The 16,331-nt window shown below is 57.3% G+C and carries 13 protein-coding genes; 11 read left to right on the top strand and 2 right to left on the bottom strand.

The features are described 5' to 3' along the window. On the top strand, positions 1-2,290 hold a 2,290-nt coding region (gene lon / locus WD429_RS14820; protein ID WP_368422955.1), incomplete at its 5' end, for an endopeptidase La. 177 nt (positions 2,291-2,467) lie between these two features. On the opposite strand, the gene WD429_RS14815 is transcribed toward lon, so the two are convergent. Continuing rightward, the gene (locus WD429_RS14815; protein WP_368422954.1) at positions 2,468-2,962 is read right to left on the bottom strand and encodes a MarR family winged helix-turn-helix transcriptional regulator; all 495 of its coding nucleotides are present in this window, start codon (positions 2,960-2,962) and stop codon (positions 2,468-2,470) included. A gap of 224 nt (positions 2,963-3,186) precedes the next feature. On the opposite strand from WD429_RS14815, the gene WD429_RS14810 reads away from it, so the two are divergent. From WD429_RS14810 to WD429_RS14765, 10 genes are all read left to right on the top strand, one after another. Further along, positions 3,187-4,143 carry a tetratricopeptide repeat protein gene (locus tag WD429_RS14810; RefSeq protein WP_368422953.1) on the top strand — a complete coding sequence of 319 codons (957 nt, stop codon included), beginning with the start codon at positions 3,187-3,189 and terminating at the stop codon, positions 4,141-4,143. 128 nt (positions 4,144-4,271) lie between these two features. Then, entirely contained in the window at positions 4,272-5,384 is a 1,113-nt protein-coding gene (locus WD429_RS14805; RefSeq protein ID WP_368422952.1) for a branched-chain amino acid ABC transporter substrate-binding protein, read from the top strand. A gap of 160 nt (positions 5,385-5,544) precedes the next feature. Then, a complete protein-coding gene (gene livH, locus WD429_RS14800) occupies positions 5,545-6,468 on the top strand; it encodes a high-affinity branched-chain amino acid ABC transporter permease LivH (protein ID WP_368422951.1) in 924 nt (307 codons plus the stop codon). Next, a complete protein-coding gene (locus WD429_RS14795; protein ID WP_368422950.1) occupies positions 6,468-7,739 on the top strand; it encodes a high-affinity branched-chain amino acid ABC transporter permease LivM in 1,272 nt (423 codons plus the stop codon). Before livH ends, WD429_RS14795 begins: the two co-directional genes overlap by 1 nt. Positions 7,740-7,745: 6 nt before the next feature. Continuing rightward, positions 7,746-8,501, top strand: coding sequence for a high-affinity branched-chain amino acid ABC transporter ATP-binding protein LivG (gene livG, locus WD429_RS14790; protein ID WP_368422949.1), 756 nt, complete (start codon positions 7,746-7,748; stop codon positions 8,499-8,501). Positions 8,502-8,510: 9 nt separating this feature from the next. Further along, positions 8,511-9,212 (top strand): ABC transporter ATP-binding protein, encoded by a 702-nt coding sequence (locus WD429_RS14785; RefSeq protein WP_368422961.1) that lies wholly within the window; start codon positions 8,511-8,513, stop codon positions 9,210-9,212. Positions 9,213-9,663: 451 nt separating this feature from the next. Beyond that, entirely contained in the window at positions 9,664-10,128 is a 465-nt protein-coding gene (locus tag WD429_RS14780; RefSeq protein ID WP_368422948.1) for a DUF3015 domain-containing protein, read from the top strand. An 88-nt stretch (positions 10,129-10,216) separates the two neighbouring features. Next, the gene (locus WD429_RS14775) at positions 10,217-12,079 is read left to right on the top strand and encodes a DUF4105 domain-containing protein (protein WP_368422947.1); all 1,863 of its coding nucleotides are present in this window, start codon (positions 10,217-10,219) and stop codon (positions 12,077-12,079) included. After that, a complete protein-coding gene (locus WD429_RS14770) occupies positions 12,049-12,918 on the top strand; it encodes an alpha/beta hydrolase (protein WP_368422946.1) in 870 nt (289 codons plus the stop codon). Before WD429_RS14775 ends, WD429_RS14770 begins: the two co-directional genes overlap by 31 nt. Before the next feature lie 146 nt (positions 12,919-13,064). After that, the gene (locus tag WD429_RS14765) at positions 13,065-13,652 is read left to right on the top strand and encodes a hypothetical protein (protein WP_368422945.1); all 588 of its coding nucleotides are present in this window, start codon (positions 13,065-13,067) and stop codon (positions 13,650-13,652) included. Between the two features lie 159 nt (positions 13,653-13,811). Here WD429_RS14765 and pnp read toward each other — a convergent pair whose 3' ends face one another. After that, positions 13,812-15,926, bottom strand: a complete 2,115-nt coding sequence (pnp, locus tag WD429_RS14760; RefSeq protein ID WP_368422960.1) for a polyribonucleotide nucleotidyltransferase — start codon at positions 15,924-15,926, stop codon at positions 13,812-13,814. Between the last annotated feature and the right edge of the window lie 405 nt (positions 15,927-16,331).

Raw genomic sequence — 16,331 nt, 5'->3', positions numbered from 1 at the left:
CCAGGTGCAACCTGTGGTCGTCAATCAGGACCCCTGGAATGAAACCCTGAAGCGGGTCGGTGAAACCGACCACCAGGTACTCGGCATCTGTTTCGTTGACAGCGACACCGCTGAGAAAGGCGTTCCCGGTAGCGATGAACTGGAAACCATGGGGTGCGCCGTTCGGGTTCACCACGCCCAGCAGGAAGGGGGCAAGGTTCAGTTTATCGCCCAGGGCCTGCAGCGCTTTCGCATCGTGCAGTGGTTGCGCCGTAAACCACCCTACCTGGTAGAAGTGGAGTACCCGAAAGAGCCCGAAGAGTCGGCAGATGAGCTCAAGGCTTACACCCTCGCGATCATCAGCGCCATCAAGGATCTGTTGCGCACCAATCCGTTGTATGGCGAAGATGTGAAGCAATACTTGTCCCGGTTCGGGCCGGATGACAGTTCACCGTTGGCGGATTTCGGTGCCTCCATGACCAGCGCGCCCGGCCACGAATTACAGGACGTACTGGATACCGTGCCGTTGTTGCGGCGAATGGAAAAAGTCCTGCTGCTGATGCGCAAGGAACAGGAAGTGGCGCGCCTGCAAAGCGAAATCAGCGAGGAGGTGAGCGAGAAGGTCCAGAAACACCAGCGGGAGTTCTTCCTCAAAGAGCAATTAAAAGTCATCCAGCGCGAGTTGGGCATGGCGAAGGACGACAAAACCGCCGACGCCGAACGCTTTGAAGAACGTATGGCGAAGCTGAACCCGCCGGAACAGGTGCAGGAGCGGTATCAGGATGAGCTGCAGAAACTGCAGGTGCTGGAACAGGGCTCGCCGGAATACGGCGTCACCCGCAATTATCTGGACTGGCTGACCCAGGTGCCCTGGGGTGTGACCTCCACGGATCACTTCGACCTGGCCGAAGCGCGCCGCATACTGGACCGCGACCACGACGGCCTTAATGACGTCAAAGACCGCATTGTCGAGTTCCTCGCTGAAGGCACGTTCAAGGGCGAAGTCAGTGGGTCCATTCTGCTGCTGGTGGGCCCACCGGGGGTCGGCAAAACCTCCATCGGTCACTCAGTCGCGGACGCCCTGGGCCGCAAATTTTTCCGCTTCAGCGTGGGCGGCATGAGGGATGAGGCCGAAATCAAGGGCCACCGCCGCACTTACATCGGTGCCATGCCCGGCAAATTCGTGCAGGCACTTAAGGACTCAAAGGTCTCCAACCCGGTGATCATGCTGGATGAGATCGACAAGATCGGCGCGTCCTACCAGGGTGACCCGGCTTCCGCCTTACTGGAAACCCTGGACCCCGAACAGAATCGGGAGTTCCTCGACCATTACCTGGACGTGCGGATGGATCTTTCAAAAGTGCTGTTCATCTGCACCGCCAACCAGCTCGATACCATTCCACGGGCCCTGCTCGACCGCATGGACGTGATCCGGCTCTCGGGTTACATCGGCGAAGAGAAGCTGGCCATCGCCAAGCACTACCTGATGCCGCGCCTGTTGAAACGGGCCGGGCTGCTGAAAAAACAGCTCAACATCACCGATGCCGCGCTGAAACAGGTCATCGAGGGTTACGCCCGCGAGGCCGGCGTTCGCAGCCTGGAAAAAATGCTGCACAAAATCATCCGCAAAGGCATTGTGCGCCTGCTGGAAAACCCAGACTCACCGGTCAAAGTCGGCGTTGCCGACCTGCTCACCTATCTGGGCCAACCCGCATTCCGTAAGGAGAAATCCCTGAAAGGCACCGGCGTGGTCACCGGCCTGGCCTGGACCGCCATGGGCGGTGCCACCCTGAGCATTGAGGCCTCCCGCATCCACACCTCCCAACGCGGCTTTAAGCTCACCGGGCAGTTGGGCGACGTGATGAAGGAGTCCGCGGAAATCGCTTACAGCTACGTGTCATCGAACCTCAAGCGATTCAAGGGTGACCCCACCTTCTTCGACAAATCCTTCGTGCACCTGCACGTGCCAGAGGGCGCAACACCCAAAGACGGCCCCAGCGCGGGCGTCACCATGGCCACCGCGCTGCTCTCCATCGCCCGCCGGGAAGCGCCACAGCAAAACATCGCCATGACCGGCGAACTGACCCTGACCGGCCAGGTGCTGCCCGTTGGCGGTATCCGTGAAAAGGTGATCGCCGCCCGCCGGCAGAAGATCAACAACCTGATTCTGCCGGAGGCAAATCGCGGGGATTACGAGGAATTGCCGGCATACCTTAAAGAGGGGCTGGCGGTGAACTTCGCCAAACAGTACAGCGATGTATTTCAGGTGTGCTTTGGGGATAAACCGAAACGGGGTTCTTCGGTGCATTGATGGTTGGCTTGTCGGATTACGCTTCGCTAATCCGACCTACGGGTACAGGGCAACTTGGCTAATGCGACCTATGGGTGCTTGTCGGATTACGCTTCGCTAATCCGACCTACGGGTGCGGGGGCAACTCGCTTGTAGGTCGGATTAGGCCCGGAGGGCCGTAATCCGACTCGGTTAACGTCAGGCTTTTTCCTTCCAGCCATCGTCCTTCAGCACCGGCCCCACATCGAGGACCGGCGAGGCGTCAATGTCATCGGCGTCCATCATATTGGCCACTCGCTGCAGCGATGCGATGATCATGGTCTGTTCCCATTCATGCAGGCTCTGGAACTTCTTGATGAAATCCTCCTGCAAAGGTTGCGGCGCGCGAGCGAGGATGTCCACGCCATCGTCTGTCAGGTGAGCATGCACCTTGCGCTTGTCCTGGGTGCTGCGAACCCGGTACACCAGCTTGCGGTGTTCCAGACGATCCAGAATCGTGGTCACCGTGGCCTGGCTCAGGCTGACCTTGTCCGCAACCGTGCCAATGGTCACCTCGCCCAGATCACGGATGCTGCGCATAATCAGTAGCTGCGGCCCGGTCAGGCCGGCGTTCTTGCTCAAACGTTTGGAATGCAGATCCGTGGCCCGGATAACGCGGCGCAATGCCACCAGCACCTGTTCGTAATTATTCACCGTTCCACTCCGATCCGGGTATGGTGCTCTTGCCTGATCCACGTCAGAGGCACTGAGCTGTTTCGAGTCAAGTAATTTGTTTATACCACTAACTATTAGAGGACTTTGCTCCGGCAATTGCAAGTTGAGATTTTTACCCACTTCACCGGTATTACTGCATTTTTTCCAACAACCACTATGCTAAGGTCACTGTCATTTGAAACCCCGCACACGGACAAGGCTCAATGATCACCCTAACTATCCGACACACGCTGTTTTCCGGTTTTCGACTGCTTCCCCTATTGAGCGGCTTCTTTCTCACGCTGCTGATTGCGACCAACAGCCAGGCGCAACAAACTGACGGCGCAACAGAAGACGCCACCGCGGAAGATGTGGCGCAACGGATCAAGACGCTCGAAAAGCCCATGTACACACCCTTTGTCGAGCTCTATCTGCTGGAAGAAAGCAAAGCCCTGCGCAAGGAAATGCAGAACACTCGCGCCGAACTCATCGAGAAGGTCGTCGACAAAGAATTGTCCGTTGCGGACAAGACCATGTCCTACGCTACCGACACCGTCACCTACTTCTTCTATCTGATTGCCGGTGCCACCTCGATACTGGTGATGTTAGGCTGGAATTCCATCCGCGACATGCGCAACCAGCTCACCAGCCTGGCGGAAAAGCGGGTGAACGAACTGGTGGTCGAATACGAAAAACGCCTCAAATCCATTGAGGAACAACTCCAGCAGAAATCCGACATTATTCACCAGAACCAGGCGGAGATTGAACGCACCAACGAGGTGCACTCACTCTGGCTGAAAGCCAGCCAGGAAACCTCGCAACAGAACAAAATCGGCGCTTACGATCAGATTCTCGATCTACGCCCGGACGACGTCGAAGCCCTGAGCTACAAAGCCGACGCCGTGCTGGAAATACAGGAACCGCTCTGGGCCATCAGCCTCTGCCAGCGCGCCCTCAAACTGGCCCCCGAGAATGGCCACGCGCACTATCAGCTGGCGTGCGCCTATGCAGAAATCGGGCGCTGGGACGATGCCGTGGCCACGCTGCAAAAAGCCATCGATATTTCTGAAGCCTACCGTGATGATGCCTCTGTCGACCCGAGCTTTGAGCAACTGCGGGAGCACGACCGGTTCTGCGCACTGATTTTCCCGGACACCGACGAAAATACTGAAGACACTTGATCAGACACCCGCCCGGTTTTGCTTTTGAGCAAAGACTGGCCCGATATGCTTGACAAGTAGCGAGGTGTGGTGTTTGTTTAACTGTCTGAGAACATAAGAATAACCCTGAACAGAACAGGACAGACCCAATGACAATTTTCGTAAAGAAACTCGTAACCGCAGTTAGCGCCTCCGTTGCACTCATGAGCGCCGGCCACGCCGCCGCTGAAATCAAGATTGGTATCGCCGGCCCCATTACAGGCCCTGTCGCCCAGTACGGTGACATGCAGTTTTCCGGTGCCCGCATGGCCATCGAACGCATCAATGCCGATGGCGGTGTTGATGGCGAAATGCTGGAAGCGGTAGAAGTCGACGATGTCTGCGACCCCAAACAGGCCGTGACCGTTGCCAACCGTTTGGTGAATGACGGCGTTCGCTTTGTGGTCGGGCACCTCTGCTCCAGCTCTACCCAGCCCGCGTCCGACATCTACGAGGACGAAGGCATTCTGATGGTGACACCGGCCTCCACCAGCCCGGCCATCACCGAACGTGGCTACGAACTGGTGTTCCGCACCATCGGCCTGGACAGCATGCAGGGGCCTGTGGCCGGCAACTATCTCGCCAGCCAGGACCCTGAGCGCGTAGCCGTCGTCCATGACAAGCAGCAATACGGTGAGGGTATTGCGACCGCCGTGCGCGACACCCTCCAGGATGCGGGCGTAGAAATTGCCATGTTTGAGGGCATTACCGCAGGCGATAAGGATTTCTCCTCCCTGATCACCAAGCTCCGCCAGGCCGATGTGGATTACGTCTACTATGGCGGCTATCACCCGGAACTGGGGCTGATCCTGCGTCAGGCGCGCCAGGCTGACCTGGACGCCACCTTCATGGGCCCCGAGGGCGTAGGCAACAAGGATATCAACACCATCGCTGGCGATGCCGCCGAAGGCCTGCTGGTTACCCTGCCACCGGCGTTCGACCAAAAAGAGGAAAACCAGGATCTGGTCAAAGCCTTCAGTGATAAAGGCGAAGATCCATCCGGTCCCTTCGTACTGACGTCCTACACCGCCGTACAGCTGATTGCCGACGGCATCGAAGAGGCTGGCTCCACCGATCCGTTCGATGTCGCCGAAGCCCTTCGCAGCGGTTCGTATGAAACGCCGATCGGCACGGTCGAGTATGACGAAAAAGGTGACATGAAGTCATTCGAGTTCGTTGTGTACGAATGGCATTCGGATGGCAGCAAGACTCCGGTAAACTGAGCCGATATCGTTAACAAACGGTAATCATTAGAGCACCTTCTCACCGCGATCCGGGAGAAGGTGTTTTCTAGGCTCCCGTGGATCCTTCTCACACCCGCGCCGCTACCCCGGCGTGTCCGTGTGGCCAGTGGAGGGGGCAGGCTTTCGGAGTCCCAAAACAATGCAAGATCTCCTATATTTCTTTCAGCAGCTCATCAACGGGCTGACGATTGGGAGCGCCTACGCCCTGATCGCCATCGGTTACACGATGGTCTACGGCATCATCGGCATGATCAACTTTGCCCATGGTGAGATTTACATGATCGGTGCCTACACCGCGCTGATTGCCATTACCGGCCTGACAGCCCTGGGGATTGTCTGGCTGCCGTTGATACTCATCGTTGCCCTGGTTTGCGCCATGATCGTATCCAGCACCATGGGCTGGGCTGTCGAGCGGGTTGCCTATCGACCGGTTCGCGGTCGTCACCGCCTGATCCCCCTGATTTCAGCCATCGGCATGTCGATTTTCCTGCAGAACTATGTCCACCTGGCGCAAGGTTCCCGCAATATTGGCTTTCCCGCACTGATTGAAGATGGCTTCCGTTTTGGCAGCACCGACTCGTTTCAGATTTCCATCTCCTATATGCAGATCACCATATTCATCACCACCCTGATTTGCATGACGTTGCTGTCGCTGTTTATTTCACGGTCACGCATTGGCCGCGCCTGTCGGGCGGTGTCCCAGGATCTGGGCATGGCGAACCTGCTGGGCATCGATACCAACCGCATTATCTCAGCGACCTTTGTCATCGGCGCTGCGCTGGCGGCCGTCGCTGGCCTGTTGCTGGGCATGTATTACGGTTCCATTGATCCGCTCTTTGGCTTTATAGCCGGGCTGAAAGCGTTCACAGCCGCAGTACTCGGGGGCATTGGCAGCATACCGGGCGCCATGCTTGGCGGGTTGATCCTTGGCGTTGCCGAGAGCATGACCTCAGGCTATCTGAGTGGCGAATACAAGGACGTCGTCTCCTTTGGCCTGCTAATCCTGATCCTTCTCTTCAAACCCACCGGGTTGCTCGGTAAACCGGAGGTGGAGAAGATCTGATGGCTGCACATAATCTGAAACACGCGCTTTTCTGCGCAATCGTTACGGTCGTAATCGCCTACCCGATCCTCGGGTTTAACCTGGTCGCATCGGGCACGAATATTATTCTCGAAGGTGCCAATACCGCCACGGTGGTCTCCGTCCTGTTGGCCGCCGTTGTCGTTTTCCTTTTCCAGTTGTTTCGCGACAACATCATGGGCTTGCTTGCCAGAGCTCCGGCACTCAGCCCGCTGGCCAACCGCCAACCCATGGAACAGAGCAAGCGGCTCAGGTTGGAATCCACCGTCCTGACCCTGATCATCATCGGCGCACTGTTCTGGCCGTTCCTGGTTTCCCGTGGCTCAGTCGATCTGGCCACGCTGGTCCTGATATACGTCATGCTGGCCCTGGGCCTGAACGTGGTGGTCGGGCTCGCCGGCCTGCTGGATCTGGGGTACGTCGCCTTCTACGCCGTTGGTGCCTATACGTTTGCCCTGCTCTCTCAATATTTCGGGCTGTCATTCTGGATGGCGCTGCCCATCGGTGCCCTGCTCGCTGCGCTCTTCGGGCTGGTGCTGGGCTTTCCGGTACTGCGTTTACGGGGGGACTATCTGGCGATTGTGACCCTTGGGTTCGGGGAGATTATCCGCATCCTGCTGAACAACATGACCAGCCTGACCGGCGGCCCCAACGGCATTGGCGGCATTCCGGACCCGACCCTGTTCGGCATGGAATTCGGCCGCCGGGTCAAGGAGGAAGGCAACACGTCCTTTCACGAAACCTTTGGCATTGCTTACGCCAGTGAACACAAGATTATCTTCCTGTACCTGATTGCACTGGTGCTGGCGGTGATTACCGCGTTGGTGATCCGCCGATTGATGCGCATGCCGGTCGGGCGCGCCTGGGAAGCACTGCGGGAAGACGAAATCGCCGCCCGCTCCCTGGGCCTCAACCGCACCTCGGTGAAACTCTCTGCGTTCACCATCGGCGCGTTCTTTGCCGGCTTCGCCGGTACCGTGTTCGCTTCCAAGCAGGGCTTTATCAGCCCGGAGTCGTTCGTTTTCCTGGAGTCCGCCATCATTCTGGCCATTGTGGTACTGGGCGGCATGGGCTCGCAGATCGGCGTTATTCTTGCGGCCATCGCGGTTACCATCCTGCCGGAGCTGGCGCGGGAATTCTCCGAATACCGCATGCTGATTTTCGGTGCGGCCATGGTGCTGATGATGGTGTGGCGGCCGCAGGGCCTGCTACCCATGCGCCGGATTCACATTGAACTGAAACAACAGGAGTAACGGACGATGCTGGAAGTACAGAATCTGTCCATGCGCTTTGGCGGGCTCCTGGCTGTGGATCAGGTATCGCTGGACGTGCAGGAACACGAAATTGTCTCCATTATTGGCCCCAACGGGGCCGGAAAAACCACCGTATTCAATTGCATGAGCGGTTTCTACAAGCCAACCGGGGGCAAGATCGTCTTTGAGGGCGGCGAGGTTCAGGGCAAACCGGATTACAAGATCTCCCGTTTGGGCATGGTAAGGACGTTTCAGCACGTCCGGCTGTTCAGCCGGATGACGGTGGTGGAAAATCTGCTGGTTGCTCAGCACCGTCACCTCAACACCAACCTCATATCTGGCCTGATAAAAACACCCAACTATCGGGCCCGGGAGGAGAAATCCCTGGATCGCGCCTGGTACTGGCTGAAACGGATCGGCTTGCTTGAGCTGGCCAATACCGACGCTGGCAACCTTGCCTACGGCCAACAGCGTCGTCTGGAGATCGCCCGTTGTATGGTTACGGAGCCGAAACTGTTGATGCTGGACGAGCCGGCGGCCGGCCTGAACCCGTCCGAAACCCGTGACCTCAACCAGCTGATTGTCAGCCTGAAGGAGGATTACAACGTCTCGGTGGTGCTCATTGAACACGACATGAGCCTGGTGATGGACATCTCCGACCGCATTAACGTCATTAATCAAGGTCGCCCCCTGGCCAATGGCACTCCGGACGAAATCCGCAACAACGACGACGTCATCAAAGCGTATCTGGGTGAGGCCTGAACCATGTCAATGCTAGTACTAGAGGATGTCCATACCCACTACGGCAAAATCGAAGCGTTGCATGGCGTGTCCGTTGAGGTGAACAAAGGCGAAATCGTGTCCCTGATCGGTGCCAATGGCGCGGGTAAAACCACCCTGCTGATGACCGTCTGCGGGACCCCCCAGGCCACTTCTGGCCGGGTCATTCTGGAAGGCCGGGACATCACCCGGGACCCAACGGCCAGCATCATGCGCTCGGGCATCTCGATTGTGCCGGAAGGCCGGCGGGTGTTCTCCGGCCTGACCGTGGAGGAAAACCTCCACATGGGTGGCTTTTTCAACACCAAAGCCGAAATTCGCAAGAGCCAGGATCACGTATACGATCTGTTCCCCCGGCTCAAGGAGCGGGAAGGCCAGCGCGCAGGCACCATGTCCGGTGGTGAGCAGCAGATGCTGGCCATAGGCCGGGCACTGATGAGCAAACCCAACATGATCATCCTCGATGAACCTTCCCTGGGGCTGGCACCGCTGGTGATCAAACAGATCTTCGAGATTATTGGTCAGTTGAGAGAAGAAGGGATTACCGTCTTTCTGGTCGAGCAGAATGCTCATCAGGCACTGAACCTGGCGGACCGGGGATACGTGTTGGAAACCGGCAGAATCCGCCTGCACGATACCGGCAAAAACCTGCTGGCCAATCCGGATGTACAAAACGCCTACCTCGGTGGCTGACGTTTTTAGAGTCCTGTAACTGAAAAGCCGGAGCCACAATCACGTCTGCGCCAGACGCAGAGATGGCGTTATAAGCTGCAGCCGGTCATTGCGCCGGCCAGCAGCAAGCTGGATACGATAAGTGCTTTTTTCACCGATAAATCTCCAGGTGTTGTGGATGAGCCTTCATGGCCGCGCGCACTATACCGAACACTCAGGCATATAAAAATAAGAGATATAAAATATATTTATTCATCAATTATGGAATATGAAAACATGATCGTTTTTGTTCTTTTCCGGATAAATCAATAACTCACAACCCGATTGACTTGCCTTCCCGTGAATTGGACTATACTCAACGGAACGGTCAACCTGTCTCCATGGGAAACCAGTCAGGGCCGTTACCGTGACCCTGCCACCAAAAGTGGCACACGACAAGCGACGAGAGCTAGACCACAACAAGGAGTGAATAATGAAAAAACTGATCGCAGGTGCAATTCTTCTGGGCGCTTCATCCATGGCTTTTGCACAGCCTGGCTGCGGCGTGGGTGCCATGATCTGGAAGGGCCAGTCCGGCATTGCCCCTCACGTTCTGGCAGCAACCACCAACGGCACATTCGGTAACCAGACCTTTGGCATGACCACCGGTACACTGGGTTGCCAGACCAACCAGTCCGTTCAGTCCATGGCCATGTATATGGACAGCAACATCGACAAGGTTGCCCGTGACATGTCTCGTGGTTCCGGCGAAAATCTCGACACCCTCGCGGTGCTTCTGGGCGTAGACGAAGCGGATCGCGGTGACTTCCGCCAGATTCTGCAGGACAACTTCGCCACCATTTTCCCAAATTCTGAAACCACCTCCGGCGAAGCGGTCGACGCGATCGTAGCGCTGCTGGAAAAAGACGAGTCGCTCAGCAAGTACGTAGCGGCCTGATCTTTTAACCATAAGGGACCCACTGCGCCAGGGACGGCGCAACTCCCGACGACTTCCCTCCGCCCAACCCGGATTCGACTGACTATTCATGCGCACCATGCTTCAGTACGCGCTGGCCCTGATCTGGCTGGCTTCAGGCACACAGGCTTCGGCCCTGACCCTTGCCGAGACAGGACAACTGCACGAACACCCCGACTGGCTGACCCTGATGCACTATCAGCCCAACCGTTATGCGGATGGCTACACCAGCCAGGCAGACGATGACGACTATTTCCTGAGCGAACATGGCAAGCATTCGCCCAGCGCCGAATTACAGGCTACGCTTGCGGCAATTACCAAGCCCGGTGGCGATAACGATCACGCCAGCTGCCGGTTTCCGGCCCGAGATCGCTGGCTGAGAGAACACATGGACCTGCCCCGGTCCGAGGCGGAATGCACCGAGTACGACGACTGGAAAGACACTCTCAACACCGAAACCGTCACCCTGGTGTTTGCCGCGTCCTATCTTAATAGCCCTTCGTCCATGTTTGGCCACACGTTTATACGTCTCGATCCACCCCAGGACGACGAAGAGGCTGACCTTCTGCTCGCCAACACGATTTCCTACGCGGCGGATGCCGAGGCTCACGACAGTGAAATTCTGTTCGCCTACAAAGGTATCTTTGGCGGCTACCCCGGCATAACGGCCATCAAACCCTATTACGAGATGGTCCGCCTGTACTCCGACATCGAGCACCGGGACCTATGGGAGTACCAGCTCAACCTGACCCAGGACGAGGTTGACATGATGATCGCTCACGCCTGGGAGCTGAGAGAGATCAACTTCGACTACTATTTTTTCGATGAGAACTGCGCCTACCGGCTGCTCGCCCTGCTCGATGTAGCACGCCCCGGCACCGATCTGCTCGACGAAGTCAGCACCCACGCCATCCCCTCAGATACTGTGCGATGGGTTGTCGACAAGGATCTGGTGGGCGAGGTGAAATACCGCCCCTCGGCAGCCACCAGTGTGACCCATTCTCTCGACACCCTGCCCTCTGACCACCAGACACTGGCGGCGGCCATCGCCAACGGCTACGTTGCCGTGGATTCCGAGGAGGTGACCCGCCTTCCCGACCGCGACCAGGCACACCTGCTCGACGCCACCTACGATTATGTGCGCTACCAGAGCGAAGCCGACGCCTGGCCACGGGAGCATGCGGCACCGCTATCGCACGAGCTGCTGAGTACCCGCAGCGAGATACAGGATGCGCCCGCCCCGGCAAAACCATCCGAGCCAGACGTACGGGATGACCAGGGCCATGACACCTTCCGCTTCAGCCTGGCTGGCGGCCGACAAGGCAACCGCAACTTCAGTCAAGTAACTCTGCGGCCCGCGTACCATGACGTGCTCGACCCACCCGCCGGGTATCGGCCGGGTGCGCAATTGCAGTTTCTGAGACTGGACGCCCGCTACTACACCGACAACGACGAACTGCAGCTGGAACAACTCGTTGGCGTGGAAATCCGCTCGCTGTCCCCTCGCAACCAGTTCTTCTCACCGCTGTCCTGGCAGGTCAGCTTCGGCGGACGCCGCACCGACACTGACACCAACCGGGTCTTCACCCCCTATCTCGAAGGCGGCGCAGGCGGCAGCTGGCAGATAGGACCGCTGCAGGCCTTTGCCCTGGCCACCGCGGACCTGGAAATCGACGACGACTTCAACAAGGGCTATGACGCCGCCCCGGGTGCCGACCTGGGGCTGCTGCACCAGAACAACCGCTTCAGCCTGCTGGCCGGGGTGAAAACCAAGGCCTGGGTCGTCGGTAACCAGCATCGTCAGGATCAGCTCTACACCAAGGCCAACTGGCACTTCGGACGGGACGTCAGCCTGTTCGGAAAACTTAATCGGGAAGACCACTACGACAGGTACCGCACGACATGGCAACTGGGACTGCACGCTTACTTCTGAAAACCCTCGCCGGTGCCGGTCTGCTGCTGCAAGCCGGCTGCAGCAGCGTGTTCTTCTACCCGGACAGGGTCAGCTACATCACCCCGGACCGACTCAACCTCAAGTACGATGACGTTTTTCTGGACACTGCCGATGGTGAAACACTCCACGGCTGGTGGCTGCCGTCAGAAGCCTCTGAGAGCAACGCCAAGGGCACCGTCTACTTTCTCCACGGCAATGCCCAGAACATCAGCAGCCATCTGATGAACGTCGCCTGGCTGCCGCAGAAAGGCTATAACGTCTTCCTCATCGACTATCGGGGCTACGGCCGTTCAACCGGGGCACCGGACATAGAAGGCACCCTGCACGACAGCGAAACCGGCCTGCGCTGGTTGATGGCACAACCGCAAACCGACGGCGGGCCGGTTTTCCTCCTCGGTCAGAGCCTTGGTGGTGCCCTGGGCATTGCCCTGGCCAGCGAATGGGTACAGCGCGAAGAAAAGCCTTCTCTCGACGGCGTCATCCTCGACGGCACCTTTTCCGGCTTCCGCGGCATCGCCCGGGAAAAGCTGGGCAGCTTCTGGCTGACCTGGCCGTTCCAGATTCCGCTGAGCTGGAGCATCACCGACGATTACGAAGGCGTGGACCACATTGCCGATATCGGCCCAGTGCCGGTGATGGTTATTCACAGCGTACGGGACGGGATTATTCCGTTTCATCATGGGGAGGCACTGTTTGAGGCGGCGGGGGAGCCCAAACGCTTCTTGCAGACGGATACACCTCATGCGGCTACGTTTGTGATTCCGGCATACAAAGACGCTGCGACCAAGTTCATGGAAATGAGCACCAAACACAACTAAGTCCCAGCGAGTGTGCAACGCCCACAATACCCACGGCCAAAAAGCTGAGTGCCACAAATATACACATATATGTATTTGAAACATTCATAAAAAATCGATAATTTCTCGTGGCACCTATCACTAAAAGAAATAAAGGATCGCATTTTATGGGAAATAAAATCAAAGGACTCATTCTCGCCAGCGCCCTGATTGCCGGAACGGCCTCTGCCGACCTGCGCTACACCTACGCAGAGGGTGGCATAGCGATTGTTGACGCAGACTATAGCCAAACCTTCCTAGGCTTTGATCTGCGTGGTTCGTACCTGGTAAACGAGAATATCTTTGCGTTTGGTGGTCTCCGCATGCTGACAGACGATCTCGACTACACCAACTGGCACCTGGGTGGGGCCTACCGCCATGCGCTGGATGCGAAAACTGATGTCTGGGCCGGTGCCAGTCTTGAATATCAGGAAATAGACGGGGGCAAAGAGTGCTTCGCCACCTTCTCCGGTACGGAATGCCATTCATGGTCGTTTGACGATACCGCGCCGGCCATCAGGGGTGGCATCCGTCACCAGTTTGACGAAAATATTGAACTTGGCGCAAGCGCCCGTATTGTGACCGGCGATCTGGACTACGTTGGCCTGACCGGCCAGGGTCGTTACCGGATTCAGGATGATCTAAGCGTCACAGGTGAAGTCGATCTGCAAGACGGCAATTTAGGCCTGTTTGGCGGCGTAACCTATTTCTTCTAAGGGCTCGCCATCGAGTAGGACGGTAGGCGCACATGGATGTGCTCGTAGCGTGTTTCGAAAAGAGTCTTCCAACGCCTGCCGCCCCCCAATCCAGAAGACCAGAAACAAAAAACCCGCCAATCCAGGGGAAAGGCGGTTTTTTTTCAGGCCTGAAAACTATCAGGCAGAGAAATCGGTCGGCTGATCGCCTTCCTTGATTTCCTTCATGGACAGCTTAACGCGACCACGGTTGTCGACGTCCAGTACCTTGACCAGAACTTCCTGACCTTCGCTGAGCTCGTCAGTCACGTTCTCGATCCGCTGATCTGAGATCTGGGAAATGTGCACCAGACCATCCTTACCAGGCAGGATGTTCACAAAGGCACCGAAGTCCACAATGCGCTCAACACGGCCCTTGTAGATGGCACCCACCTCAATTTCCGCGGTGATTTCCTTAACCCGGTTCACTGCCGCCTGGGCAGCTGCCTGGTTGTCAGCGTAGATCTTCACGTTGCCGTCGTCATCCAGATCAATGGACGCACCGGTTTCGTCACAGATCGAACGGATCATGGAGCCACCTTTACCAATCACATCACGGATTTTGTCCGGATGGATCTTGATGGCCGTGATGCTCGGAGCACGATCCGACAGCTCGGCGCGCGGCGCGGAGATCACCTTGTTCATCTCGCCAAGGATATGCAGGCGCGCTTCGTGGGCCTGCTCCAGAGCGATTTCCATGATCTCATCGGTGATGCCGTTGATCTTGATGTCCATCTGCAGCGCGGTGATACCGTCTTTGGTACCGGCTACCTTGAAGTCCATATCGCCCAGGTGATCTTCGTCACCCAGAATGTCCGTCAAGACCGCGAACTTGTCGCCTTCTTTGACCAGACCCATGGCAATCCCGGCTACCGGTGCCTTGATCGGCACACCGGCGTCCATCAACGCCAGGCTTGAACCACAAACAGACGCCATGGAGCTGGAGCCGTTGGATTCAGTGATCTCGGACACCGCACGAATGGCGTATGGGAATTCTTCCATCGTTGGCATAACCGCCAGTACGCCGCGCTTGGCGAGACGACCATGGCCCACTTCACGACGACCCGGTGTGCCCACGCGGCCCGCTTCGCCAACGGAGTACGGAGGGAAGTTGTAGTGGAACAGGAACGGGTCCTTGCGCTCGCCTTCGAGGGCGTCAATGGTCTGCACATCGCGGGAGGTTCCCAGCGTCGTGGTTACGATCGCCTGAGTTTCACCACGGGTGAACAGGGCGGAACCGTGAACACTCGGCAGAATACCCACTTCGATTTCAATCGGGCGTACGGTCTTGGCGTCGCGGCCATCGATACGCGGTTTGCCATCGATCACCTGCTGACGCACGACGGTCTTTTCCACCTTGCCGAAGTATTTCTTAACGTCATCGGCAGACGGCTGGCCTTCTTCCTCACCCGCCAGCTTTTCAACCAGCGCCGTTTTGATTTCGCCCAGACGAGCGTATCGCTCCATCTTGTCACGGATGCTGTAGGCTTCTTCGATAGAAGAGGCTGCCTCAGCCTTCACAGCTGCCAGCAGGTCAGCGTTCTCCGGTGCCGGCTCCCACACCCAACGAGTCTTACCGGTTTCGGCAGTGAACTCCTTGATGGCGGTGACCGCTGTCTGCATTTCCTGATGAGCGAACAACACGCCACCCAGCATCTGGTCCTCGGTCAGGCCCTTAGCTTCGGATTCCACCATCAGAACCGCGTCTTCGGTACCGGCAACCACCATGTCCAGCAGGGACGTTTCCAGCTCTTCAAAGGTCGGGTTCAGGAAATAACCACGCTCGTTGGTATAGGCAACCCGCGAAGCACCAATGGGGCCGTCGAAGGGAACACCAGAAATGGAGAGCGCGGCGGAAGCTGCGAGCATGGCCGCAATGTCCGGGTCCTGGGTTTTACTGGACGACATGACTGTGAGAATAACCTGAGTCTCGTTCATGAATCCTTTCGGAAACAGCGGACGAATCGGACGGTCGATCAGACGGGACGTCAACGTCTCTTTCTCAGACGGGCGGCCTTCACGCTTGAAAAAACCACCCGGAATTTTGCCCACGGCGTAAGTCTTTTCGAAGTAATTGACGGTCAGCGGAAAGAAAGGCTGGCCTGGCTTGGCGTCTTTGGCACTGACAACGGTACCCAGAACCGAGATGTCGTCGATAGTGACGAGAACAGAACCAGTCGCCTGACGGGCAATACGACCAGTTTCGAGGGTGACGGTCTTGCCGCCGAGTTCAAACGTTTTCTTTACGGGATTCAGATCCACGGTAACTCCTGAAATTATCTTGTCCAATATGACTCAGCCACTCCGCCCCTGCGGACCGGCCGTTACCACTGCAGGGCTTTCATACTGTGATCTGAAGGGCAACCCGCCTGAAAGCTAACAGGCTGTTGCAAAACCCCGGGGCAAACGTGACAGCTCAAAGCCATTCACAAGGCCGGGCTTTTCAACAACCTGCTATCAATTCCGGCTTTCCATTACGACAGGGAATTCCCATTAATCACCGACAAACCTACTGCAGCACTGCGCTTTTAATCACTATACAACGGCTTTTTCAACAAACACACAATTGGCTCGAAAAAAGCACAACTGGCGAGGCACACAAGGCACCTCGCCAGTTGATCGCCAGCCGGCCCCCGGAAGGGAGCCGCTGGCCGTCAGGTC

This window comes from Marinobacter sp., from assembly GCF_040904845.1.
In the GTDB taxonomy this organism is placed as follows: Bacteria; Pseudomonadota; Gammaproteobacteria; order Pseudomonadales; family Oleiphilaceae; genus Marinobacter.
The sequence above is the reverse complement of the archived record's forward strand: the minus strand, read 5'-3'. Positions and strand labels throughout refer to the sequence as shown.